22 protein-coding genes are annotated in these 25,469 nt (G+C 46.6%); 16 read left to right on the forward strand and 6 right to left on the reverse strand.

Annotation, left to right across the window (positions count from 1 at the left end):
- Positions 1-183: 183 nt before the first annotated feature.
- From ACFQNF_RS19750 to ACFQNF_RS19775, 6 genes are all read right to left on the reverse strand, one after another.
- Entirely contained in the window at positions 184-837 is a 654-nt protein-coding gene (locus tag ACFQNF_RS19750) for an HAD family hydrolase (RefSeq protein WP_380189911.1), read from the reverse strand.
- A gap of 38 nt (positions 838-875) precedes the next feature.
- Positions 876-1,586, reverse strand: coding sequence for a bifunctional 2-polyprenyl-6-hydroxyphenol methylase/3-demethylubiquinol 3-O-methyltransferase UbiG (ubiG, locus tag ACFQNF_RS19755; protein WP_380189913.1), 711 nt, complete (start codon positions 1,584-1,586; stop codon positions 876-878).
- Positions 1,586-2,893, reverse strand: coding sequence for a TRZ/ATZ family hydrolase (locus ACFQNF_RS19760; protein WP_380189915.1), 1,308 nt, complete (start codon positions 2,891-2,893; stop codon positions 1,586-1,588). The genes ubiG and ACFQNF_RS19760 overlap by 1 nt, the downstream gene beginning before the upstream one ends.
- A 245-nt stretch (positions 2,894-3,138) precedes the next feature.
- Positions 3,139-3,423 carry a hypothetical protein gene (locus tag ACFQNF_RS19765; RefSeq protein ID WP_380189917.1) on the reverse strand — a complete coding sequence of 95 codons (285 nt, stop codon included), beginning with the start codon at positions 3,421-3,423 and terminating at the stop codon, positions 3,139-3,141.
- Positions 3,424-3,544: 121 nt separating this feature from the next.
- Positions 3,545-4,036, reverse strand: a complete 492-nt coding sequence (locus ACFQNF_RS19770; RefSeq protein ID WP_380189919.1) for a DUF7931 domain-containing protein — start codon at positions 4,034-4,036, stop codon at positions 3,545-3,547.
- Positions 4,014-5,123: a JmjC domain-containing protein gene (locus ACFQNF_RS19775; protein WP_380189921.1), complete on the reverse strand. Its 1,110-nt coding sequence runs from the start codon at positions 5,121-5,123 to the stop codon at positions 4,014-4,016. Before ACFQNF_RS19775 ends, ACFQNF_RS19770 begins: the two co-directional genes overlap by 23 nt.
- A 51-nt stretch (positions 5,124-5,174) precedes the next feature.
- Between ACFQNF_RS19775 and ACFQNF_RS19780 the strand changes: the two genes are divergently transcribed.
- The 16 genes from ACFQNF_RS19780 (at position 5,175) to ACFQNF_RS19855 (ending at position 24,944) form a co-directional block, all read left to right on the forward strand.
- Entirely contained in the window at positions 5,175-5,642 is a 468-nt protein-coding gene (locus tag ACFQNF_RS19780) for a peroxiredoxin (protein ID WP_046350656.1), read from the forward strand.
- A 4-nt stretch (positions 5,643-5,646) separates the two neighbouring features.
- Complete coding sequence (locus ACFQNF_RS19785; RefSeq protein ID WP_046350657.1) at positions 5,647-6,126, forward strand: FKBP-type peptidyl-prolyl cis-trans isomerase; 480 nt, start codon at positions 5,647-5,649, stop codon at positions 6,124-6,126.
- A gap of 274 nt (positions 6,127-6,400) precedes the next feature.
- A complete protein-coding gene (locus ACFQNF_RS19790) occupies positions 6,401-7,810 on the forward strand; it encodes an alkaline phosphatase (RefSeq protein WP_380189924.1) in 1,410 nt (469 codons plus the stop codon).
- A gap of 26 nt (positions 7,811-7,836) precedes the next feature.
- Entirely contained in the window at positions 7,837-9,234 is a 1,398-nt protein-coding gene (locus ACFQNF_RS19795; protein ID WP_380189926.1) for an alkaline phosphatase, read from the forward strand.
- A gap of 62 nt (positions 9,235-9,296) precedes the next feature.
- Positions 9,297-9,977 carry a hypothetical protein gene (locus ACFQNF_RS19800; RefSeq protein ID WP_380189928.1) on the forward strand — a complete coding sequence of 227 codons (681 nt, stop codon included), beginning with the start codon at positions 9,297-9,299 and terminating at the stop codon, positions 9,975-9,977.
- A 475-nt stretch (positions 9,978-10,452) separates the two neighbouring features.
- On the forward strand, positions 10,453-13,314 hold the full coding sequence (locus tag ACFQNF_RS19805) for a ribonucleoside-diphosphate reductase subunit alpha (protein WP_380189930.1): 2,862 nt from the start codon (positions 10,453-10,455) through the stop codon (positions 13,312-13,314).
- 231 nt (positions 13,315-13,545) lie between these two features.
- On the forward strand, positions 13,546-14,574 hold the full coding sequence (locus ACFQNF_RS19810) for an adenosine deaminase (RefSeq protein WP_380189932.1): 1,029 nt from the start codon (positions 13,546-13,548) through the stop codon (positions 14,572-14,574).
- On the forward strand, positions 14,571-15,128 hold the full coding sequence (locus tag ACFQNF_RS19815; RefSeq protein ID WP_380189934.1) for a hypothetical protein: 558 nt from the start codon (positions 14,571-14,573) through the stop codon (positions 15,126-15,128). Before ACFQNF_RS19810 ends, ACFQNF_RS19815 begins: the two co-directional genes overlap by 4 nt.
- An 8-nt stretch (positions 15,129-15,136) precedes the next feature.
- The gene (locus ACFQNF_RS19820; protein ID WP_380189936.1) at positions 15,137-15,691 is read left to right on the forward strand and encodes a hypothetical protein; all 555 of its coding nucleotides are present in this window, start codon (positions 15,137-15,139) and stop codon (positions 15,689-15,691) included.
- A gap of 82 nt (positions 15,692-15,773) precedes the next feature.
- Positions 15,774-16,856: a ribonucleotide-diphosphate reductase subunit beta gene (locus ACFQNF_RS19825; RefSeq protein WP_046350665.1), complete on the forward strand. Its 1,083-nt coding sequence runs from the start codon at positions 15,774-15,776 to the stop codon at positions 16,854-16,856.
- A gap of 283 nt (positions 16,857-17,139) precedes the next feature.
- The gene (locus tag ACFQNF_RS19830; protein ID WP_380189938.1) at positions 17,140-18,153 is read left to right on the forward strand and encodes a hypothetical protein; all 1,014 of its coding nucleotides are present in this window, start codon (positions 17,140-17,142) and stop codon (positions 18,151-18,153) included.
- Between the two features lie 407 nt (positions 18,154-18,560).
- Positions 18,561-18,983 carry a helix-turn-helix domain-containing protein gene (locus ACFQNF_RS19835; RefSeq protein ID WP_380189940.1) on the forward strand — a complete coding sequence of 141 codons (423 nt, stop codon included), beginning with the start codon at positions 18,561-18,563 and terminating at the stop codon, positions 18,981-18,983.
- Positions 18,984-19,238: 255 nt separating this feature from the next.
- Complete coding sequence (locus ACFQNF_RS19840; protein ID WP_380189942.1) at positions 19,239-19,949, forward strand: PDDEXK family nuclease; 711 nt, start codon at positions 19,239-19,241, stop codon at positions 19,947-19,949.
- Entirely contained in the window at positions 19,946-21,874 is a 1,929-nt protein-coding gene (locus ACFQNF_RS19845) for a Mu transposase C-terminal domain-containing protein (protein WP_380189944.1), read from the forward strand. The genes ACFQNF_RS19840 and ACFQNF_RS19845 overlap by 4 nt, the downstream gene beginning before the upstream one ends.
- Positions 21,871-22,839, forward strand: a complete 969-nt coding sequence (locus tag ACFQNF_RS19850; RefSeq protein ID WP_380189946.1) for a TniB family NTP-binding protein — start codon at positions 21,871-21,873, stop codon at positions 22,837-22,839. The genes ACFQNF_RS19845 and ACFQNF_RS19850 overlap by 4 nt, the downstream gene beginning before the upstream one ends.
- A complete protein-coding gene (locus ACFQNF_RS19855) occupies positions 22,836-24,944 on the forward strand; it encodes a TniQ family protein (protein ID WP_380189948.1) in 2,109 nt (702 codons plus the stop codon). Before ACFQNF_RS19850 ends, ACFQNF_RS19855 begins: the two co-directional genes overlap by 4 nt.
- The last annotated feature ends 525 nt before the right edge of the window (positions 24,945-25,469 follow it).

The raw sequence follows: 25,469 nt of genomic DNA on the forward strand, positions 1-25,469 counted from the left end.
CGATTGTTGTCGCTGAAACAGTGTTAAATCCCCCTCAATCCCCTTTTACAAAGGGGGAGGCTAAGGCAAAAAACCTTAGGTGAACGGCATTACCTCAATCCCCTTTTATCAAGGGGAAGGCTAAGGTCAAAAACCTTAGGTGAACGGGATTAGGGCGTAGCGTATTGCCGCCCTTTATTTAAATTAGTTTGGCAGGTGTTGAAGTAGATCAAGCGGGTGGGCGATGCGGTGGTCTGCGCCCCATTCATGGGGTTTGTCGTTGTCGCTGATATAGCCATAATCGGCCAATACGGTGCGCATGCCTACCTTGCGGCCTGCTTCGATATCGCGCTCGGCGTCCCCTACATAGATGCAGTGGGCCGGATCAACGCCGAGTTGGGCGGCTGCAAAATACATGGGTTTGGCGTCTGGCTTGGCCACGCCGACGGTGTCCCCCGAAACCACTACGCCGGGGCGGCTGGGGAAGGGGAGTTGGGCGATCAGCGGGTCGGTATAGCGGGCGGGCTTATTGGTGACGATGCCCCATTGCAGGCCACGGGCGGCAATTTTTTCGATCAGGGCGTGAATGCCTTCAAAGAGGGCGGTTTCTTCACAGAGACCGGTTTCATACAGGGCTAGAAAACGCTCACGCAGCGCGGCAAACTGCTCGTCTTGCGGAATAACTCCAAAGCCCAGCTCGATCAGGCCGCGTGCGCCGTGAGATGCCAGTGGGCGGATGGCGGAGTAAGGCTGCGGTTTGCGGCCTTCTTCGGCAAGCAGACGGTTGAGTGCGGCGCCTAAATCAGGTGCGGTGTCAGCCAGCGTGCCGTCAAGATCGAACAGGACTGCGGTAATCATGGAGTTTTCCTTGTGAGGTTTAAATGGATTTGCTTGATTTAAGGGGCTTTCCTTGTGGCAATCAGGTAGTTCACGGCAGCATCGTCATCGAGCTTATAGATTTTGGTGAGCGGGTTATAGCTTAGGCCGCTCAGTGATACGGTTTCGATTTCTGCGTTTCGAGTCATGCGGGCAAGCTCGGACGGCTTGATAAATTTGGCGTAGTCGTGCGTGCCGCGTGGCAGCATGCCTAAGACGTATTCAGCGCCCACCACGGCCAGCAGATAGCTTTTGGCATTGCGGTTTAGGGTAGAAAAGAACACCCAGCCGCCGGGTTTGACGAGGCGGGCGCAGGCTGCTACTACGCTGGCCGGGCTGGGTACGTGCTCTAGCATTTCCATGCAGGTCACGATGTCGTAACTTTCCGGCTCTTCCGTGGCGAGCTGCTCCACTGGCACACAGCGGTAATCGACTTCCAGTTTTGATTCAAATAAGTGCAGTTTGGCGACTTTTAGCGATTTTTCTGCCAGATCAATGCCGGTGACGTTCGCGCCATGGCGAGCTAAGCCTTCGGCTAGAATGCCGCCGCCGCAGCCTACATCGAGGATTTTTTTGCCAGCCAGCTCAACGTGCTTTTGCATAAAATCGATGCGTAGCGGGTTGATCTCGTGCAGAGGTTTGAATTCGCTCTCGGTATCCCACCATTTATGGGCAAGGGCAGAGAATTTGGCGATCTCGGAAGGGTCAACATTGATATTTGCTTCAGTCATCAGGCTTCCTTTTTGATGCGTTGTTGCCAGCGGCGAGCGCGGTTTAGCGTTTCGCCAGTGTTTAAGCTGAGGTGTTGTCCGGCTTGATAAACGCAGCGTCCGGCAATCCATACATGGCTAACTTGTGAGCGATCTGCTGCATAGACAAGTTGTGAAATGGGGTCGTAGCAGGGCTGGGTTGCAGCTGCAGATAGATCAACGGCGATCAGATCTGCTTGTTTGCCTACTTTAATGCTGCCTATTTTATCATCGAGGCGCATGGCTTTGGCAGCGTTTAGGGTAGTCATTTCTAAAGCCTGCCAAGCGGGGATAGCTTCGGCATTATTTGCCTGGGCTTTGGCGAGTAGTGCAGCAAGGCGCATTTCGGCAAATAGATCGATTTTATTATTACTGGCGGCACCATCGGTGCCAATGCTTACATTGATGCCTGCTTGCTGCATGGCATGAATACGGGCGATGCCGGAGGCGAGCTTTAAATTACTGGCTGGATTATGTGCAATATTCACGCCGTGCTTAGCAAGTAGGGCAATCTCTGTATCGCTGGTGTGCACCATGTGTGCCGCAACTAAATTTGATCCTAAAAAACCCAGCGCAGCGAGTCGTTCTAGCGGGCGCACCCCGTATTGTTTCAGGCTATTTTTGATTTCATCCTGCGTTTCATGGATATGGCTGTGCAAGCCTAGATCAAGCTCATCGGCCAGCGTAATGACTCGGCTAAAGGTGTCGTCGCTCACCGTATAGGGCGCATGGGGGGCTAGGGTGAAATGCACCAAGGGCTCGCCGCTAAATTCGGCGCGTGAGGCGAGCGCTTTTTTGATATAGCCATCCGCATCAGAGGCGTAGGGCGTGGGAAATTCTAAAATGCTGCAACCAATGCCCATCCGAAATCCGCAAGAAACGGCGGCGCGGGCTACGGCGCTGTGCTCAAAATACATATCGTTGGCACAGGTAGTGCCACCAGCAATCATTTCCATAATGGCGAGCGTGGTGCCATCAAAAATAAAATCATCAGAAACATGAGCGGTTTCGGCGGGCCAGATATGCTGGTGCAGCCAGGTCATAAGCGCTAGATCATCGGCATAGCCGCGCAATAAGCTCATGGCCGAATGGGTGTGGGTATTAATCAGGCCGGGTAGTAGCACATGTTCTGCGAGTAAGGTTTCTTTGGCGCTAGGGTAGGCGATACGCGCGGCACTGAGCGGCATAATTTGCACAATGCGTTCATGATCAGTAATAACAGCATGATCGCTGAGTACAGTAGCATGAGGTTCGATTGGAATAAGCCAGCGCGGAGCAATAATCTGCATGGAATGATCTCGAATTAATCGATCAGAATAGTGGTTTTTATTTTTTATTGAATAGCCATAATTGCAGTCGCTGAATCTGCTTTAAGCATTGATTATAAAGGTATAGTTAATTTAATTAAGCGTATGTAATCTGCTTGTCATTTTTTGCAATTGATATTTTTTATATGACTTTTGAATTGTTTGATTTAGAAAAACAAAAAGCCGACCTTGCGGTCGGCTTTTTTTAAAGCGGTACTGCCTGCAAATTACTTAGCAGCAGAAGCTTCGGAAGCAGCAGCTTCGGAAGCAACTGGAGCTGCTTCAACAACAGCAGAAGCTGCTTCAACAACAGCTGATGCTGCTTCAACAACAGCAGAAGCTGCTTCAACAGGAGCTTCAGTTTTGCCGCAAGCAGACAGAGCAACAGCGATCAGAGCAGCAACTAGCAGGGACTTTTTCATTATGAACTTACCTTTGACAGAGACGAATGGGACAAACGAAATTAAATAGGTGCAATCAACCGTGGATCGATGCTGAAAAACTGCAATCATTCAGTGACCGACCGACAGCGCAAATAATATCACGTTTTATTTGAAAGAACAGTCCAACAGATTATGAATACTGCTATTTAGGCAAGAATTCTGCAACGCCATGTAACAACATGTTAAATATCTATAAATATAAGCGCTGCCATTCATTGCTTGGGCTGGATTGCTCCCAAAGGGCATTAAATTGCTGTTGCATCATCGCAACAATGCGTGAATCAGTGGTTATTTCGCCTCTTGGCCAATCAAAATGATAACGATGTAACAAGCATGTTTTATCGGCAAGAATAAAGCCTTGTTGCCAGTTAGAACAAGATTCATGTGCAAGCCGTAACTCAATTCTTTGTGGGAACCTTTCTGTCAATTGTAAAAATTGCGGACAGCGCTGGCTAAGGTAGTGAATATCAAAGCAAATCAGGCGCAAATACCCCGGTGGATTAGCTGTAAAAAACGCCCATAAGGCATCAAAAATAGCCCGGCTGCCCAGATCACAGTGTGAAAAGTTGCGTTCGCAAAGGAGCAATTCTTGTTGCGCCGAGCCCATGATTTGCGCCACGGCTTGCGGATAAGCCGCGTAGGCGTCAAAAGTTTGTGCTTCAGGAGAGCTGTAAATAGCCATATTCGTAGCATTCATAAAGAATAGTAATGAGGCTTTCTGGGTAATTTGCGGCTGGCAGTTTGCGCTGATCGGCTAGTTTTTGTAGCCAAGGCAGCGCTTCTGGCTCAAATTCAAGTGCTTCGCCATTGGCGTAAACACGATCAGCTTCGTACAGCATCAGCGCTTTGGCATCGATCATAATGCCGCCTTTGGCGATTTCTGCCGCAAAATCATCAAAATCAAGTGGCTCATCAGGCTGATTATAAAATACATGAGGCTTAGGTTCGGTGAAATAACTGCCGACAAAGCGGCGGATGGTTTCATCGTTCCAGGTGATGTTTTTCAGCATTTCGCCGATTTGTCCGACAAATTCGCTATCAATTTCGGCGGGCTTAGCGGTGGGCTGGCGCTGTGGGTCACTATACATACCTTCGAGGCACAGCTCGTCTTGCAAGAATTCTAAAAACTTACCGGCGATTTCCTGTGTTTTTGGCGCTCTAAAGCCTATTGAATAGGTCATGCCTGGTTCAAGCGCTACGCCGTGATGGGCGTACATCGGCGGCAGATACAGCATATCGCCGTGCTCCAGCACCCATTCTTGCTCTGGATGAAACTCTTTTAATACCCGAATTGGCGCGTCTTCAATAAAACCGCTCGCGTCGTCGCTCGAGATCTGCCAGCGTTTCTTTCCGCCAACTTGCAATAAAAACACATCGTAAGAATCATAGTGTGGGCCTACGCTGCCACCCGGTGGTGCGTAAGAGATCATTAAATCATCCAGCCTTGTGTAAGGCAGGAAATTGAATTGATAGAGTAGATCTGCAATATGTGGGACGAGGTGATTCACGTTGCCAACTAAGATGGTCCAGTCGGTTTCGGCAAGGCGGGCAAAGCGTGATGGGCGGAAAGGGCCGGATTCGGCTTTCCAGTGGCCGCCTTTATACTCGATGAGTCTGGATTCGACATCCTCATGTTGAGCTAGCTCGGCCAAACGTGCGTAATCGATCAGCTCGGGAAAGTTGCTCCAGGCATTGCGGATCAGTAATGGTTTTTTTTGCCAGTATTCTTTTAAAAATTCTTCGGGACTGAGCCCGCCTAAAAGTTGCATGTTTTTGCTCTATAACAAAATGGATTACAACAATTATCGCATGGAGAACACATGCTGAACGTTGGAGATATTGCGCCTGATTTTATTTTGTCTGATGCTCAAATGGATGATGTGCAATTGGCGCAGCTGCGTGGGAAGTCTCATGTGGTGTTGTATTTCTTTAATAAAGATCACACGCCCGGTGGTATTACCGAGGCGGTTGAGTTTAGTGATCGCTGCGCAGCATTTCGGCAATATGACACAGTTATCCTTGGCGTCAGCATGGATGATTGCTTGTCACACGAGCAATTTCAAGACGAGCAGGGGATAGAATTCGATTTATTAGCCGATCCAACAGGCGAAGTAAGCCGGCTCTATTACGCTCTACATGAGTGGGAGGCACATGGCGTGGTAAGATACGGCATAGACCGTTCCACGTTTGTAATCGATAAGGACGGCGTGATCCGCCATGCGTTTTATCACGTTGTCCCCAAGGGCCATGCGGCGGAAATTCTTAAACTCGTGAAACAGCTAGGGTGAACCCATGCAAATTGCAAAAAATACCGTTGTAACTTTAAACTATGAAATGTTCGATGCCACTGGCAAACAAATCGACAAAACCGAAGAGCCGATTGAATATCTGCACGGCGGTTATGACAATGTTCTTCCTTTGGTTGAAGAAGCACTGGAAGGCAAAAACGTTGGCGACAGCATTGATGTGACTATGGAAGCAGAAGATGCTTTCGGTGAACACGATGCAGATTTAGTTCGTGAAGAAGAAAAATCTTCATTCCCGATGGAAGTTGAAGCCGGCATGATGTTCGAAGCCGATGATCCTGAAACCGGCGAAGTATTGTTATTCCGCGTGACTGAAATCGAAGGCAACCGTGTAGTAGTGGATGCAAACCATCCATTCGCGGGTATGACTATTCGCTTTGTGGGTACTGTTGCTGCGGTTCGTGAAGCAAGTGAAGAAGAACTTGAGCACGGCCATGTACATGGTGAGCACGGCCACGATCACTAAGATGATTAGGGTTTGATTTGAAGAAAAGCGAGCTTAGGCTCGCTTTTTTTGCGTTGGGGTAAAGCCGTGCTGCCATTTTAAATATATGGCTGCCTAAGCAGGCTGACATGAGCTGTTTTAATTTATGCTAATTTCTTTATCTTTTTGGTATTTTATATTTTTTTGACGAGCCTTATTGAAACAGAGTTGCGCTTGTCATAAATAATTAGTTTAGATGTAACATAAGTGCAAAGTAATTCATCTATCGTGCATTCTTCCTCTTAGGGAGATGCAAATGAAAATTATTCTTATCGCGGGCCTGTTGGCGAGCGCTTTATCTGCGTGTAATACCACGAGTAATGCGGTTGTGGCCGCACCAGTGGCTGTAGCGCCTAAAAACGTGATTTTCTTCTTGGGTGATGGGATGGGGATGACCACTTTAACTGCTGCACGCACTTATGCAGTAGGCGAAGACGGTGAGCTCACTATCGATACGTTGCCAGAAACAGCATTTATCAAAACTTATTCAAATGACGCACAAGTCACCGACTCTGCACCGTCGATGGCCGCCTATATGACCGGCGTTAAGATGAATAACGAAGTCATCTCGATGAGCGCAGATACACAGGCCAAAGAGCCGGGCAAAGATGGCAGCAATGGTTGTGGGGACAATAATGGCAAGCCCGTGGCTACCATGCTAGAAATCGCTAAGGCAGCAGGCCTGGCAACCGGCGTAGTTACCACTACCCGTGTTACCCATGCCACACCCGCAGCCACCTATGCGCACATTTGCCACCGTGATGCAGAAAACGATATTGCTGCGCAGTTTGTGCCGGGCGGCAAGGGCTATAACCCAGCACTGGCCGATGGTGTGGATGTGATGCTGGGTGGTGGCAGCCAGTTTTTCTATCCGACAGCAGCAAAAGGTAAACGCACCGATGGCCGTGATTTAGTGGCTGAATTAAAAGCGAAAGGGTATGGATTTGCGGGCACGCGTGCCGAATTTGATGCACTGGATGCCAGTAAAACGGCCAAATTTGTAGGCTTGTTTACACCTAGCCATATGAGCTACGACCTCGATCGTGATTCAGCAAAAGAGCCAAGTCTGGCTGAAATGACCGTGAAAGCAATCCAAGGCCTGAAGAAAAACGATAAGGGCATGTTCCTGATGGTAGAAGGAGGCCGCATCGATCACGCGCTGCACGAAACCACGGCTAAAAAAGCCTTGCAAGATACCGTTGCCTTTGACGATGCCATCAAAGCGGCATTGGCTGAAATAAAGAAAACCGATCCAGAGCTAAAAAACACCTTGATCGTGGTGACCGCAGATCATGATCACACCCTCGTGTTGAACGGCTATGCCAAGCGCACAGGCAAATCTTCTGCGGCTAATCCTGGCGTATTGGGGCTAGTCAAAGATGTGGTTAGCGGCAAATTATCGACCGACGCAGACGGCATGCCTTACACCATCATTGGCTTTGGTAATGGTGAAAGCCGTGGTGATAGAAAAACAGCGCTGGATGAAAGCGTAGTGTTTGCCAATAGCTACCATCAGGAAGCTGCGATTCGCACTGCCGCCGGCAGTGAAACCCACGGCGGCACCAATGTATTTCTGGGGGCAGTGGGCAAGGGCAGCGATCAGTTTTACGGGGTGATGGACAACACCAATGTGTTCAAGCTCATTCGCGACGCTGTTGGCCTGTAAGCCACCGTAGAATCAAGGGAAAAATCATGATGAAACAAACTCTTATTGCAAGCGCTTGCTTGCTCGCTTTTGCTCAGGCTGCCCAGGCAGCGGGTGAAGCCAAGAATGTTATTTTCTTCTTAGGCGATGGCATGGGCCCAGCTACAGTCACTGCCGCGCGTATTTATAAATACAAAGAAGAAGGCGCTTTAACGATGGAAGCGCTGGATGCGGGCAGGTCCCGCACCGCACGAATCAAAACGTTTTCTAACGACGCCCAAACCACCGATTCCGCGCCGTCGATGGCTGCCTATATGACCGGCGTTAAGATGAATAACGAAGTCATCTCGATGAGCGCAGATACACAGGCCAAAGAGCCGGGCAAAGATGGCAGCAATCAGTGTGGCGACAATAATGGTAAGGCAGTGGACACCCTGCTGGAGCTGGCCAAAGCCAAAGGAAAGGCTGTTGGCGCAGTGACTACCACAAGGGTGACGCACGCTACACCTGCGGCGACTTTCTCGCATATTTGCCATCGTGATGCAGAAAACAGCATTGCCGAGCAGGCTGTGCCGGGCGGTAAAGGCTTTAATGCCAAGCTGGGCAATGGTTTGGATGTTTTGATGGGCGGCGGCAGTAAGCACTTTTTGCCAAGTAGTGCGAAAGGAGCAAGGACCGATGGCCGCGATTTGATCGCTGAATTAAAAGCCAAAGGCTATGTGTTTGCCGAAAAGGGCAGCGAGCTAAAAAATGTGGATGCCAGCAAAACAGACAAATTATTAGGTCTGTTTGCTTCCAGCCATATGGAGTACGAGCTTGATCGCGTAAAAAAATCCATCGATCAGCCTAGCCTCAGCGAAATGACCACTAAAGCGATTGCTGTGCTGGCTAAAAAGCCTGAAGGATTCTTCCTGATGGTAGAAGGTGGCCGCATCGATCACGCTCTGCACGGCAATAACGCCAAGCGGGTGATGGACGACACGATTGCTTTTGATGATGCGATTAAAGCCGCACTCACTGAAGTCAGAAAAACCGATCCAGAGCTTAAAAACACCCTGATCGTGGTGACAGCCGATCACGACCATACCTTAACCATTAATGGCTATGGCAAGAAAGGCAGCGACATTATGGGCACGGTAAAAAATTATCGTGATGGCAAGGAAATGAAAGATGCCGACGGTAATAACTATACGGCGCTGGTGTTTGGTAATAGCTCAAATCGCCCGGTAACACGCACCATGCTGGTTGAGGGCAATGCAGATAAATCACAGGTCTTGCACGATGATTATCAGCAGGAAGGCGCGGTGAAAGTAGGCAATGGTAATGAAACGCACGGCGGCGGAGATGTCATGCTGTTTGCTGCGGGTGCAGGCTCTAAAGCATTTAAAGGCACACTGGATAACACCAAGGTCTTTGGTTTGGTAAAGCAAGCTGCCGGTTTTTAATGTGTACTGATTGGTAAAACAGGCCGGCAATTGCCGGCTTGTTTTTTGTAAGGAATAAATGAATGAAGTATTTGCTACCGGTCTTGATGATGGCTGTATATGTCGGGCCAGCCAGTGCGGTGGGCACGCCCGATGTTGCCGCTTTGGTGACCTATGAAACGCGGGTAGTCACGCCAGAGGGTGTGAGTAAATCGACCCGGTTTCAGGAAGCATGGTTGCGTACTAGCCAGCGGGTTTGGAGCGAACGTGTCTTGCCAAAGAATGCCGCGCCCGAAGCCAGCAAAGCGCCCCAAGGCCACGAAGGTCATAGCCATAATATGAATTTTGCACTGGCGGCCAAATCCATCCAGCTGGATGCCAAGGGCGAGCTTAAATTTGAGCTGGTGCGGAGCAAGCTGCAGCAGATAGTAGAAATGAGCAAAAGCGATTACCGCGAAGTTGGCTTTGATGGCAGTTGGGAAAGCACCGCCTATATGCTCGATCGCAAGCAGCTTAAAAATATGAAAAAACGCAGCACGCCTGCGCCTGCCGGTGAAGTCTGGCTAGAGAGCCGCAAGGGCGGCATGTATACCATGGTGCTGTGGTCAGAGAAATTGCAGCTGCCTAAAATCATTGAAACAGGCAATGAAAACGGCGCGAACTGGAGCCGAGTAACGGTGGAGCCGCAAGCCATGCCTAAAGAGATGCCTTGGCTGAAGTCGGCTGGTTTTAGCCGAAAAGATTATATTGATTTGCTGGATTAAGCAGCGCAGTGCTTCATTAAAAAGAGCTTTGTTCTTCGGCGAACAAAGCTCATTTTTTTGCCAGCTTACTAGCTGATCTGCTGCATCATAAAATGCCATAAAATGCAGAATGATTGTTTATTAGGCAATTGGCCATCGTAAGAACGGCTGAAGGCCCGCCCCGTAGCAAGGGCTTGTTTCAGGCTTTTTTAGCCGTTTTTGACGATGTAAATAATCGGCTTTTTTGTCTTGTTACTTATGCACAACAGCGCCCAAACCGCATAAATACTCGCTTTGCTTAAGCTCGTTTTTTTAGTCTTTACCTTCTCTCTTTTCATCCCTATCCGTCACTTGCCTATCTCGCTGAAAGACACTAGTATTTGTGTTAACTCTTCTTGTTAAACACTACATATAGTGTTTCTCCACAAGAAATCCACAGAATTATCCACAGCGAGACGTGCCCACTTAGCCGCACGCGCAACTCAATGAGAGCCCTATGACCGATAGCGTTAACACTGCTCAGCAGCACAGCAGCTATGCTGATTACAAAACCATTCGCCGTGATGGATCTGTGGTGCCATTTGCACCGAATAAAATCACCGTAGCAGTGACCAAAACGTTTATCGCCGTATTAGGCAGTGATGCCGCTTCCAGCGCTGCCGTGCGTCAAAAAGCCTTGCAGCTGACTGAATCCGTTGTATCGGCGTTGATGCGTCGTAAGCCAGAAGGCGGCGCGATTCATATTGAAGATATCCAAGATCAGGTTGAGCTGGCGCTGATGCGCGCTGGTGAGCACGATGTGGCCCGCGCTTATGTTTTATACCGCGAAGAGCGTAGCAAAGAGCGTCATTCCCGCTTTGAGCCAGAGCATCACCACGCGATCAATGTGTTGTATCCGAATGGCAGCAGCCGCCCCCTCGATTTAGCGCAATTAAAAGAGCTGATCGCTTCTTGCTGCAAAGGCTTGGAAGGCACCACAGATCAAGCTGCCATGCTGGCTGAAACACTGAAAAACGTTTACGACGGCGTACCGGCAGAAGAAGTTCGCCGTGCGCTGATTATGTCGTCACGTCAGCTGATTGAAAAAGACCCGGCCTATAGCTTTGTAACTGCGCGTTTATTGCTAAACAACTTGCGCTCAGAAGTATTAGGCAAAGAAGTCAGCCACGAAGAAATGGCATCTAAGTATGCCGATTACTTCCCGCAATTTATCAAGCGCGGTATTGATGCCGAGCTTTTGGATGAAAACCTCTCCCAATACGATTTAGCCAAACTGGGCGCGGCGCTGGATCATAGCCGTGATTACCAATTCGGCTACCTTGGCTTGCAAACCCTGTACGACCGTTATTTCCTGCATATCGAAGACAGCCGCATCGAGCTGCCACAAAGCTTCTTTATGCGCGTGGCGATGGGCTTGGCGATGAATGAAATCAACCGCGAAGAGCGTGCGATCGAGTTCTACAACGTCTTATCCAGCTTTGATTTTATGAGCTCCACGCCTACCTTATTTAACGCCGGTAGCCGCCGTAGCCAGCTTTCCAGCTGCTACCTCACCACCGTGTCCGATGATCTGGAAGGCATTTACGAAGCGCTGAAAGAAAACGCGCTGCTGTCTAAATACGCGGGTGGTTTGGGTAACGACTGGACGCCTGTGCGCTCCCTCGGTAGCCATATCAAGGGCACCAACGGCAAGTCACAAGGGATTGTGCCTTTCCTTAAAGTAGTTAACGACACCGCCGTAGCGGTAAACCAAGGCGGCAAGCGTAAGGGCGCGGTGTGTGCCTACCTTGAAACCTGGCATGCAGATATCGAAGAATTCCTCGAAATGCGTAAGAACACCGGTGATGATCGTCGCCGCACGCACGATATGAATACCGCCAACTGGATTCCAGATCTCTTTATGAAGCGTGTGATGCAGGGCGGCGAGTGGACATTATTCAGCCCATCCGAAGCGCCTGATTTGCACGATAAGTTTGGTAAAGATTTTGAACAGGCTTACGTGGCCTATGAAGCGAAAGCCGCGCGTGGCGAAATGAAAATCGCCAAGAAAATCCCTGCGCTGGGTCTATGGCGCAAGATGCTTTCTATGCTGTTTGAAACAGGCCATCCTTGGATTACCTTTAAAGATCCTTGCAATATCCGCAGCCCGCAGCAACACGTTGGCGTGGTGCATAGCTCAAACCTATGTACAGAAATCACCCTGAACACCAACGAGAACGAAATTGCGGTATGTAATTTGGGCTCGGTCAACTTGGTGAACCACATTAAGAATGGCGAACTCGATACCAATAAACTGGCGCGCACCATCACCACAGCGATGCGCATGTTGGATAACGTGATCGACATTAACTTTTACCCAGTGCGTAAAGCGCGTGAATCCAATCTGAAGCATCGCCCGGTGGGTATGGGCATTATGGGCTTCCAGGATTGCTTACATATGTTGCGCCTGCCTTACGGCTCGGATGCGGCGGTTGAGTTTGCCGATCTATCGATGGAAACCGTGGCTTATCACGCTTACTGGGCATCCACTGAGCTTGCGCAAGAGCGCGGCACTTATCCTAGTTACAAAGGCAGCCTGTGGGATCGCGGTGTATTGCCACAAGATTCGATTAAATTGCTGGCAGAAGAGCGCGGTGGCTATCTGGAAATGGATACCAGCTCACGCTTGGATTGGACCCAGCTGCGTGAACGCGTTCGCACCCACGGCATGCGCAATTCAAACTGCTTGGCCATTGCGCCAACCGCGACCATTGCCAATATCATCGGCGTATCGGCGTGTATCGAGCCAACTTACCAAAACTTGTTCGTAAAATCGAACTTGTCGGGTGAGTTCACCGTGGTGAATGAATACCTCGTGCGTGATCTAAAAGCGCGTGGTCTGTGGGATGAAGTGATGATCTCCGACCTGAAATTCTTTGACGGCTCGGTGTCTAAAGTAGAACGCATCCCGCAAGACCTGCGTGATCTCTACGCCACCGCGTTTGAAGTGGATCCAAACTGGCTGGTTGAATGCGCATCGCGCCGCCAAAAGTGGATCGACCAAGGCCAATCGCTCAACCTCTACCTTGCTGGCGCATCGGGCAAGAAGCTGGACGAGCTGTACAAATTCGCATGGTTACGTGGTCTGAAAACCACTTATTACCTACGCACGATGGCCGCCACAGCAGCAGAAAAATCCACCGGTAGCGGTGGTGAGTTGAACGCGGTTGCGGTTGATGGGGTGTACAACCAAGCTTCTGCAGCAGGTGCAAACTCGATCAGCGCCGCGCCAACCATGGCCGCAATCGACGCTGAATTACCTGCAACAGATATGAAATTCTGCTCGATTGACAACCCAGAGTGCGAGAGCTGTCAGTAAAACGTAGGGCGGGTGGAACCCGCCTTTATGGATATGAAATGTTATGAAATCGGCGGGTTCCACCCGCCCTACGAATGATGCAATGCTTGCGAACGAGATATGTAGGATGGGTGGAGCCGAGGTTTTGCGGCGATACCCATCAATATTCGCCGATGATGGGTATCGCCAAAAGGCCGGCTCCACCCATCCTACACACTTCAATGCCCCCAAAAAAAACACCTTGAGAGTCAAATGACCGAAGCCCTGCACCCTGTCGATCAACTGATCCTCGCTTTACCCAAAACCGAGCTGCATCTGCATATCGAAGGCACTTTAGAGCCTGAAATGATGTTCGAGCTGGCGCAAAAAAATGGCATCACCCTGCCTTACGCCAATGTAGAAGAAGTTCGTGCCGCGTATTCCTTTGATAATCTGCAATCCTTTCTCGATCTGTACTACGCCGGTGCCAGCGTGCTGGTTACCGAAGAAGATTTTTACGATCTGACTTGGGCCTATTGTGAACGCGCTTATTCCGACCATATTGTGCACACCGAGATCTTTTTTGATCCGCAAACGCATACTGCGCGTGGCATTGATATTGGCACGGTGATTAGTGGCATTACCCGTGCACTGCAAGATGCCACCGATAAGCTGGGCATTAGCTCCAAGCTGATTCTGTGCTTTTTGCGTCATTTATCCGAAGCCGATGGCAAAGCCACCTTGGATGCGGCGTTGCCATACTTGGCGCAAATTGACGGCGTGGGGCTGGATTCCAGCGAGTTGGGGCATCCGCCAGCCAAGTTCCAAAAATTATTTAAGCGTTGCCGCGATCTGGGCTTGCCTGCCGTGGCCCATGCCGGTGAGGAAGGCCCCGCTGCTTATATTACTGAGGCGCTAGATCTGCTCGGCGCGTCTCGTATCGATCATGGCGTGCGCTGCACCGATGACGCCACTTTGGTGGTACGCCTTGCTACCGAGCGGATCCCACTCACCGTTTGCCCGCTTTCTAATTTAAAGCTTTGCGTGGTGGATGATCTATCCAAACATAATTTACGTAATTTGTTGGCAGCAGGCCTGTGCGCGATGGTGAATTCTGATGATCCAGCGTATTTTGGCGGCTATCTCAACGCTAACTTATTAGCTTGCCGCGCCGCCATGGATTTATCAGCCAGCGAAGTGGTGCAATTAGTGAATCACAGTTTTGAAGCATCTTGGTTGCCAGACGCCGATAAAGCGCGCTGGCGTGCCGAAGTATTACGCATCGCCTGTATCGCCAAATGAGCTTTTTATCGCGATGTGTGCGGGGCGTAGCCGGTGTGGCGAGTGCGCTTGTTGCTGCTTGTAGCGCGCAGCCCGCCTTGCAAATTGAAAACGGCCGCCTGCAACCACCCGCAGGGCAGGGCTATGTGGTGCTGGCTTTAAGCGTGCAATCTTTGTCATCGGATCGGGCCCAGCTGCAAGTGGAATTGGTGGGCGCAAACAGTAAGCACAGCTTGCGTGCCGATATCAGCCGCGATGTGATTAGCGGGCCAGATGCCGAAACACGTGGGCGATTATGGGTTTTGCCGCTGGCAGCGGGCAGCTATACGGTGAGTGAAGCGTGGGGAGAATGGGCGGTAAACGGATCGAACGGACGGGGCGGGCAGCCACACTTTAAAATAGAGCGGCGTTTTCAAATTGCCGCAGGCGAAGTGCTGTATTTAGGCGAGATCAACGCCCAGCTTAATTTTGCCTCAGCCCTGACATATAGCGATCAAACACCGCGCGATTTTTATCAACTAAAGCAGTGGGGAGTGCAAGACACCAGCCTTGTTACCACCCGCTTACTGCACTAGGTCTTCCGATGTTTAAAAGTTTAATTCTCAGCACCGTCTTATTTTTAAGCGCCTGCGCCACCGCACCTGTGGCCGTGGTGCAAGGCAAGCTGACTCCGCCAGCGGATCAAGGCTATGTGCTTGTGGCCCTAACGCTCAATTCCTTTGATCAGGATGGCGCAAATGCATGGCTGCGTCTGGAAGGCTCCAAGGGGCCGATTGATTTAAACGCCAGCATTTTGCACGACACCATTGCCGCACCTAATAAAAATGCCATTGGCAAGCTACATCTATTAAGCTTAGCCCCCGGCCAATATACCGCACAGCACGCGGTAGGCGATTGGAGCTACATCGCCGCAGGCTGGCCACAGCAGCGCCGTGATCAAATGCCAATCGGGCAAAGTTTTGAAGTAAAAGCGGGTGAGGTGATTTATCTCGGTGAAGTCCATCTGGCGCTGAGTTTTCAATCCAGCCTAAAAATGAGCGATCAGCACGAACGCGATTTTTACGCCCTAGGCCAGAAGTACGGCATCACCGACACCAGCAATATTAAAACCCATTTACTCAGCAGCCCAGCTCAGTAAACATTCATATCAGTCATATTAAAACTCGCCTACTGAGTGCCTTAAATCAGTAAGTATCAACATCAGTAAGACAGGACTAGTAATGCTCAACTTTGACGATGAAATCAGCACACCGGCCGTAGCCATCAACCTTGAAGCGGCCACCGCTAAGCGTGTAAATGCCTCAGACAAACGCGTGATTAACGGTACCACCGACGTGAATCAGCTGGTGCCGTTTAAGCACAAATGGGCTTGGGAAAAATACTTGGCGCAGTGTGCAAACCACTGGATGCCGCAAGAAGTCAACATGCAGCGCGATATTGAGCTGTGGAAAAGCCCAAACGGCCTGACCGATGACGAGCGCCGTTTGGTAAAACGCAATCTGGGTTTCTTTGTTACCGCGGACAGCCTTGCGGCTAATAACATCGTTTTGGGCACTTACCGCCAAATCACTTCGCCAGAATGCCGTCAGTTTTTACTGCGCCAAGCTTTCGACGAAGCCATCCATACCCATGCCTATCAATACATTGTTGAATCTTTAGGCTTGGACGAAGGCGAAGTCTTTAACGCCTACAACGAAGTGGCCTCGATCCGCGATAAAGATGAATTCCTGATTCCTTTTATCAATATCCTGACCGACCCAAGCTTTAAAACCGGCACGCTGGAAACAGATCAGCAACTGCTGCGCTCCATCATCGTATTCGCCTGCATTATGGAAGGCCTGTTCTTCTATGTGGGCTTTGTGCAAATTCTGGCGTTGGGCCGCCAGAACAAAATGACTGGCGCTGCCGAGCAATACCAATACATCCTGCGCGATGAATCCATGCACTGTAATTTTGGTATTGATCTGATCAACACCATTAAAATGGAAAACCCACAGCTTTGGACTGAAGAATTCAAAGCCGAAATTTACGGTCTATTCAAGCGCGGTGTAGAGCTGGAATACGCCTACGCCGAAGACACCATGCCCCGCGGCGTGCTCGGCCTCAATGCATCGCAATTCAAAGAATACCTACGCTTTATCGCCAACCGCCGCTTGCAACAAATCGGCTTGGAGCCAATGTTCCCGGGCGTGACTAATCCATTCCCATGGATGAGTGAGATGATTGATTTGAAGAAAGAGAAGAATTTCTTTGAAACGAGGGTGACGGAGTATCAGACGGGTGGGGCTTTGAGCTGGGATTAGTGTTTGATCGTCGAACGACACATAGTTCTTCCAAAACGACAGATAGTCTTTCATTCAACGACGAATAGTTTGTCATTCAATGGCAGTGTTTGAATTTCGTGTTAAAAAATAAGCCCTGCAACTGCAGGGCTTATTTTTTAGTTAATTATCTTTGGAATATGTTGTATTGGCGTACTATAGGAGGAGCATTGCTATGACACTTGTCGTATAGAAAAAGATGGGTAGTGCTTAATAACAAGCTAGTTTTCATATGCGTTTATTTTAATTTTAATATGTGAAATTTATGAAAAAAATTCAAAAAGAAAGATTAGATTTTGTTTATAAAGCAATGGAAATGACTACATTTTTTATCACTATATCAGTGACGCTCTCAATTGCTTTTAGTAGTTTGGCTCTGCTTAAGTTTCTGTCTGATCAGAAGCGTGTTGATCTATTTTCTCAGGCAATCTCAAATGGTGGAGTTTTAATTGCAACGATTTTTTTATCTTTCTTTCTTTATTTTTCTTTGGCGTTTGTTTTTTTTATTCCTTCATTGTGTCGCTCTTCCATATTTAATTATAATATTTATCGGCCAACTAAAATAAATGATAGGTATGCTCTAGCTTTGATAGGCGGTGTCAGTATCGCTGCTTTTTTAATTTTTTTGTATAAAAATTATGATTTTAATGATTATATTTTTCTTTTTATATATTCTTTGTTTGTTCTTTTTTTGTCTCTGGCTATGAAGTATTTAAAGATTTTTGGCATGAATTCCATTGGGTTTTTATGTGTGGTTTTTTTTATCGAAATGGGATTGGTTTCAAATAACAATTCAGAAGTTTTTTTTTATAATGCTGGCGTCGTTATCGGTATATTTTCTTTGGCCTATGTTGATTTTATCTGTTATGGAAAAAAATCCTTTCCAGCCTCTGTTTTATCTGGTTTTACGTTGATTCTGCCCTTTTTGCCAATATTTTATATGGTAGATTTTATTGTGAAAGAAGTTGGTTCAGATAAGCCATTTTTTATAGTATTTGTTTTTCATTTGTTGGCTTTTTTTACTATGGTTGTAAATAGAGTTGTAGAAAAAGGATTGGCAATAAGTAGGAGTGTAAAAGTTTCTTTGTTGATAGTGTTTATTACTGTTTTTATGTTGTCAATGTTTGTGGTTCCTTATTTTTATCCATATGTTTTGAAGGGGCTGAAAATAGGCAATTATCAGTCAGGTAATTGTTTTGTTGTCTTTACTTTGGATGGGAAAAAATATACTAAAAAAGGTGAATGTATTGATAATAAAGAAGTGAAAAGTATATTTTAAGTACAACTAATGGTTGTTGGTTTGTAGTGTGCAGTAAAAAAATAAACCCACTAATTAAATAGGTTTTATAATACTCCGGATCTGTAAAATGGTGTACCAGTCGTATGGGTATTCCCTCTGAGAAGCCTACTGGTAAAAAAACTGTTCAGAACGTCATACGCCAGTAGTATTCATTTTACACGCTTATCTCTTGTGACCTTCTCTATGAAATATAAATGTAACTATTCTGACGTTGGAAATTTAGAAAAACATTTTGTATTTTTTAGAAAAAATTAAGTGATGTTTTTTAATTGCTATATTTTTTGTGTTATTTAATAATATTACAATGTTTTTGTTTTTGTTTGTTTTGACTTTTTATTTTAATTTAATTACTCTATCTGATTATTTTTATTAATTGGTGGGTTTTTGTGAGGCCATTTTCAAAATACTTTTATCAGCTTCGAGTTGCCCATGGTATTCGTCAAATTGAGTTAGCAGAGCTGTTAGGGTATGAGCAGAGTTATATTTCTGCCTTGGAAATAGGAACCAAAGGCCCGCCGACATCTGAATTTATCGAGCGGTTGATCCAAGCTTTGTCTTTATCTGATCTTCAGCAGGCAGAGCTACATGAGGTGGTTGAGGCCTCGCAGCGTAAGTTTATTATCCCTACTGACCTTTCTGAGGACATTCATTGGATGCTGCTGAATCTTCACAGGCATCTTGATTCTTTACATCCAGCTCAAGTGCGCTTAATTCAAGAAATTATTGGAATTAAGGATGAATTTGCAAAGAATGCTTTGTTAAAACCTAAGTATTTGCATATGCAGCAAAAGGAGGATAGACCAATGTAAAAACGGGACAAACCTTGCGGCTTGTCCCGTGAGCGTACGTGCCTAACGGCTAATACTTGGAAAATAGACAGTTCGAGTATCGTCAACACGCGCTCCAGCGTCAAGCCCATTTATCTTTTTTCTTCCTGTGACTCTGAGAGAAAACACTCTTAGCGGGGCTTTTTACGCCTAAAAACAGGGCTATTTAAATTGGTTAATGATTCCAATAGGGGACTGCTTCGCCTAAATGTGGGATTAGTTGGACATGAGGTGTGTATGAATAGTATTCAATTCAATCTGCGAGCAGATCTTTTACAACAGGTTCAAGATGCATTTGCCAAATTACCCGATTTATCAGGCGTTGTGCATGGACACCGCCGGATTGCTCAAGGTGCGCGTGGTAGACGCACTGCTTTATTCCCTAGCCGAAAAAATGGCATTACAGTTGCGCTGGAAAGTCAGCTTGAATTGGCATATTGCCTTCTATTAGAGAGGGATACCGAGGTGATTGGCTATCGTTGCCAAGCCATTAATATTCAACATGGACAAGGTAAGAAATATACGCCTGACTTTTTGATTTCAATGGCTAATCAACAGTGGCTAGTATGTGAAATTAAACCTAATCAACAGTATTTGGATAAAGAAAATATATTATGTTTTTTAGAGATTGAAAATTTATTAAATATGTGTGATTTTGATTTCTCTATTGTTGATTCAAACGCTTTACCATCGGAAAAGTGTTTGGAAAACCTCTACCTTTTTTACTCTCGCTCGAGTATTCGCGCTTGGTCAAGTCAAGAGCTTGCCTTAGCTCGCCAGTTGCTTGCTGCCTTATCAAACCCCATGTCCTTGGGGGGTGTTTATGCAGCTTTAACTGAGGCTGCTCTGTCTCCTTTTTTAGCAGACTACTTGCTGTTTCACGGGGTGTTAGCCGTTGATCTAAGTCGCCCTGTGTGCTTGGATATGCCTGTGGGGTTTCTTCAATGAAGCCGCGTTACTACTCTCCTAAAGTGGGGCTGCGTTTTCACATGCATGGATGTGAGTTTGAAGTGACTTATATCTATGCTGGAATCGTTCGGTATGCAGCAGCTATTGGAGGAAAAGCATTTCGTATCTCACATGATCGGTTTATCGAGATGCAGGAAAGTGAAACTTTATTAATTAAGAATCAAGATATTGAAGGTATTTCTGAGAATGGTTGTTCAGGAAAGTTATCTGAGCTTTCTGAAAAAGAAACTCGCGCAGCGATCCGAATGCGGCGTTATGTGGATGCGGCAGTTACCCAGCTTGTTTATCCGACATCAAAGAAACATCTTACTGCACTGATTCCATTAATTGCTTTTGAACTGGAAGATCAACAACCGCCAGATCCACGCACCGTAGCAAGCTGGATTAAACGTTATTTTTTGGAGGGGAGAGACGGAGCTCTATTATCTCTAAGGCATAAACAAAGTGGAAATAGAGGTCTTAGATTTTGCCCTCAGGTAGAAATATTGATTGAAGAGGCAATTCAACAGGTTTTCTTACAGTCAGAGCGGAGGGACTCTAAAGATGTGCGAACGCATATTGTCGGTAAATTATCTGAATTAGGCCTGCTTTCAAAGCATTCTTCGACAGTAACAGTTCCAAGTTTACGCACACTGCAGCGGCGCATTAAAGCGCTAGATCCGTACATTGTCACTCTGGCAAAAAAAGGGAAAGTTGCTGCGGATCGGGTCGCACGCGCTGCGGGCAGGGCCATTATTAGTCCTCGTCCAATGTACCTCGTGCAAATTGATACTCACTATGTAGACATTTTGCTGCGTGATCCTGATTCAGGGGAAGTAATTGGCCGACCCTATTTAGTTTGTATTCTTGATGTATATACCCGTGCGGTAGTCGGTATATATATCAGCATGTTTCCACCATCTGCAGTAACGACGTTAGCGGCCGTTAAAAACATGTTAACTCGCCTTGGTATGGGCTTACCTGGTGGGATACCCGTTCGAATTGTTCCTGATAATGGTGTTGAGTTTAAAAATTCGGCTTTTATCCGGCTCTGCGCACGTCTTGGGATCATCGTTACTCCTGCAGAGATAAGAGACCCGAATGATAAGGCTCATATTGAGTCATTTTTCCGGACTTTGACCTGTTTTCTTGTGCAGAAGTGCTCTGGGACGACATTTTCTAATCCCAGTGATCGTGGTGAGTATGACTCTCGAGCACGAGCGGTGTCTGTGTTAGAAAAAATGCATGAGTATTGCCTCGAGTGGATCAATGAGGTTTATCACACCAGTATTCATTCACGCACTGGGCGGGCTCCAATTTTAGCGTGGGAGGATTCAGTTAAAGGGTGGCCTGCGCCAACTTTTGATATCGCTGAAATAGATGCAATTGCTCGCTGGCCAGTGCAACGAAATATTCACAAAGGGCGGGTGTTGGTCGATGGCATTGAATATTTCTCACATGCCCTTGCCACGCTTGAGGCGATAGGTGAAAAAAGAGTGATCGTTTTAGTAGACGAGCTCAATTTACATGAAGTTTATATTGAGCACCCCTCTCAGCCTAGTACGCTGATTTTGGCGGAGTCTACCAACCCTGAATACACCATTGGGTTGACCCAGTATGAACATCAGGAAGCCAAAAAGATTAAAGCCGCGTTGACCGCTTCTGATCAAAAGCGTCTGGGAATTTATTGCGATTTATTGGCGCGATGGACGTTATTTCAAAAAATTCAAACAGATTCTGAAATGGCCCAAAGGCAGATTGCACGGCTTACAAATGGTAAAGGACGTGCTCGCACGCTCCCTAAAATTGTTCATCAATTACCTGATGTGTTTGAGCTTAATACTGTGCCAGCGGATGTGCCATCTTTTGAATCGGATGTAGTTAGTAGCCCGGATGACTATGAAATAATGGAAATTGACTTATGAATTTTGAAGATATTTCTAATGAGTATGAATCAATTCAGCGAGTGTCTGTGCTCGATAAAATTCTGATTCGTCATCCATCTTTTGATTTTGCACTGAAGGGAGTTCTGCGTGCAATTGTTCAGTCACATAGTTTTAAAGAACCCGTTGGCTGCATGTTGCTAGCAGAAGGCGGTATGGGGAAAACTAAAATTTGCGAAGCAATTATTAGTATGTTTCAAAAAAAACAGGTGCAAAATGTTGATGCTGAGATAACGCACATTCCGGCCTTTTATACAGAGGTTCCATCACCAGTTTCCGTTAGTACGCTGGCTAGTAATATGTTGGAACAACTTAATGACCCCAGCCCTTTGATGGGCACTATTGCAAGTAAAACAAAACGAATCGTGGTTTACCTTAAAACATGTGAGACAAGAATTATTCTGCTAGATGAGGTGCATAATCTGCTGAATAATGGACGTGGAAGTGAGCAGGTTAATACGATTGCATTACGTTGGCTCAAATCGCTTGTAAATAATTCAGGTGTTTGTATTTGCTTAGTTGGTGTGCCTGAATGCGAGACAATTATTGACTCTGATCCAACATGGCAGCAAGCACGGCGTTTTAAGTACCGTTTTCGATTGAGCCCTTTGCAAGTGGGGACCGCAGAGAAGCCTAGTGAACTTTATCATTTTTTAACGCAAATGTGCTCAGAGGCAAAAAAGAGATTTGCACTCGTACATATGCCTATGATTAGCAATTACCAAGAAACTTTGCGCATGTATGCGGCAACCAGAGGAAACTTATCTTTTGTCATGACGATTATCCGTGAAGCGATTTTGCAGGCCTGGCGACAAGACCGGAAAATTGTAGAGCTGGAGGATTTTGCTTTTGTTTGGGACATGGGCGTTGTCAGTGCCATTTCAATTGCAAAAAATAATCCTTTTCGTATGAGTGACGCCCAAGTTGCTGCGGTCTTTAGAAAATGAAGATTTATAAGTTACCGTACCGTCCAATTCCACAACCTGATGAGTCGCCAGCAAGTTTGTTAATTAGAACCGTTGATGGTAACGGTTTCGATAGCATTATTCAGCTATTAAAGGCTTGTGGAGTACTGGCCTATGGAGTGGAGCGTATTCGGCAAGCATTAACGAATCGCCAGCTGTTCGAAGAAATGATTGAAGCATTAGGGTTGACTCCTGTATGTTCAAGTGTTGTATTTCTTCGAACAAAACCAACTTTGCGTTCGCCTCGCTTACTTATGAATGCTGCGGTACCTGAAAAGCTATTTAGGGAGGATGCCGCCTCGTTTTGTCCCGTATGCCTCAAAGAGCAACCTTACTGGCGTAGGTATTGGGCTCTTCGGCCTTATGTTGTATGCCACATTCATGGTGGAGCATTGTTGCATTGCTGCCCAAGCTGCTTACGAGTTCCATCACTACTGCGTGGGCAGTTATTTATTTGCAAATGTGGTACAGATTGGCGTGATTGCACAGCATCACCAGAGGATCAAGGCCCTTCACGCTGGTTATATCAGCAGCTTATTGGTAAGGACTTTGCCCTGCTTGACCGTTGTTTTTCCTTTTGGCTAACGATGAAGGCTTTTGATCTTTGGGACGATTCTGTTGAAAATGAACAGGGGCGATTACGGCTAATGATTGCTTGGGGGTACGAGCATAGAATTGTGTATAAAGAAATTAAACGCTTAGTTATATTACAGACTCCGCAGCAACACCCAAGACATCAATTACTACCTTTTTTAAAAAAAGGCGCTTTATTGGCAGGGTTTGCCCGACAAGTATTATCAGGTTTGGGGCCGGTTACTTATCAATATTGTTTAACGGAGAAAAGTGGTTATTTAAGTAAGCAGGATGCTGCTTTGGTTCTTGGTTTGAGTGTTGTTCAGATGAATGAATGCATTAAGGAAGGCTTGCTCACACCTAGACGGCAAAAATTGTCTCGTTCATGTGAAATAGCTTTATGCGATGTCTTGAATTTTTTGGGGAAACTACAGGCTCCAACCGTTTATTTGGGTAAGCATAAAGTGAGGTCAAGTAATCAAAGTATCGCCGTCTTAGCAAAGGGCATTCTAAATGGAAACTTGATTTCTGCAGGATATGACTTAGATAAAGGACTCAGTTATTTACGTATAGCGGAATCTAGCTTATCTAAAGAGCTAAGTACTCAGAGTCTGAATGTTGGACAAGCTTCTGCAATACTTGGCATTCATCAAGAGATTCTTCGTAGCTTCGTAAAAAAAGGGTGGCTAATTGGCGAAAGTCACGTGGTCGATGGCTCACGCCGTTTGTTGATTCATGCAGAGAGGCTGGAACAATTTCAAGCTGAGTTTGTCACTGCAGGAGAATTAGGGCGTTCAATTCAGACAAATATTACTAACTATGCTGAAAAGCTTAGATCTATTGGCGTCATTCCTATTGCAGGGCCTGCAATTGATGGTTCTTTAGTTTATCTTTTTCGTAGAGCAGATTTAGTAGGGGTAGATTTGCTTTCTTTAAGGAATTTAGCCCACTATGAAACGCGCGCTGGGCGGAAAAAAGCAAATTCAGAAGTCAAGAAATCGGGTATTTTATTAACCGAGGCAGCGATTCAGTTGCGAATTTCTCCACAACAAACTTCGTCACTGATTAGGAAAGGCATTCTAATAAGAGAGGCAGGCTTATCACGTGAAATTCGTGTAACAGAGGAATCTTTATTATCCCTCCTTCATATTATTTTATCTCCTTGTATGACTACTCTTGCAGAGGCTGCTGCTGCCATTGGATATACGGAGCATCGATTCCGACACGTATTTATTCGTACAGGTTTCGTTAAATTAGTAGATTTACCGTTTTGGAAACTTGTTTCAGAAGCTGCTGTAGATTTTGTCGTTGATTTTGTAAAGACATGGGTGACGGCTAGTGAGGCAGGACAGCTTTTTAATATGCATCGAAGCTATTTGCCTAACTTAGAAGTACAAGGGTTAATTAAATCTTTTTATCTTGGTAGTGGTCCTTTGGTTAGTTTCTATAACCGACAAGATTTACTTAATTTAGAAAATACAATAAAAAGTAGATTTAATTCTAAATCGAAATAAATAAAGTAAACGCGTTTATGGCTCCAGCGCTTTTTCTTTACGTTGCGCAGATGCAAAAAAAGACCCAAGCCCCTGTTGCGATGAGTTTCCGTGAGTTGGAGGGTAATCCCCCCGTTTTTAATTTCACTTAAAAGTAGAGGCTAGGCATGTAATTCCAGTTTCTGTTTCGGGGTGATGCCGCCCAATCCCATGTTTGGGGAGAGTGCTCTAAATTTTTTGTAAACAGTCATTTGCTAGGAAACAACCCTATAAATCAATGATCACAATTGTTAATCGGAGCCATCCTACCGCACGAGCGATTTAGTCCATGGCTTATACGTAATCAGTCAGAAAAAATGCCGAGAATGTCTGCAAAGGCCGAACAGCTTTAGCAACAACTTGAAATGATTAAGGCCGCAACCTGATGGTTAGCGGCCTCTCATTTTTCACTCGTCGGCATCGATACCTCGGCCTTAGCGGATAGTTACAATTTCTTTGCTTATGGTCGAAATCGGTGTGCCGCGATAAGTTTACCAAACAGGTGTG

This window comes from Iodobacter arcticus (genome assembly GCF_042664895.1).
In the GTDB taxonomy this organism is placed as follows: Bacteria; Pseudomonadota; Gammaproteobacteria; order Burkholderiales; family Chitinibacteraceae; genus Iodobacter; species Iodobacter arcticus.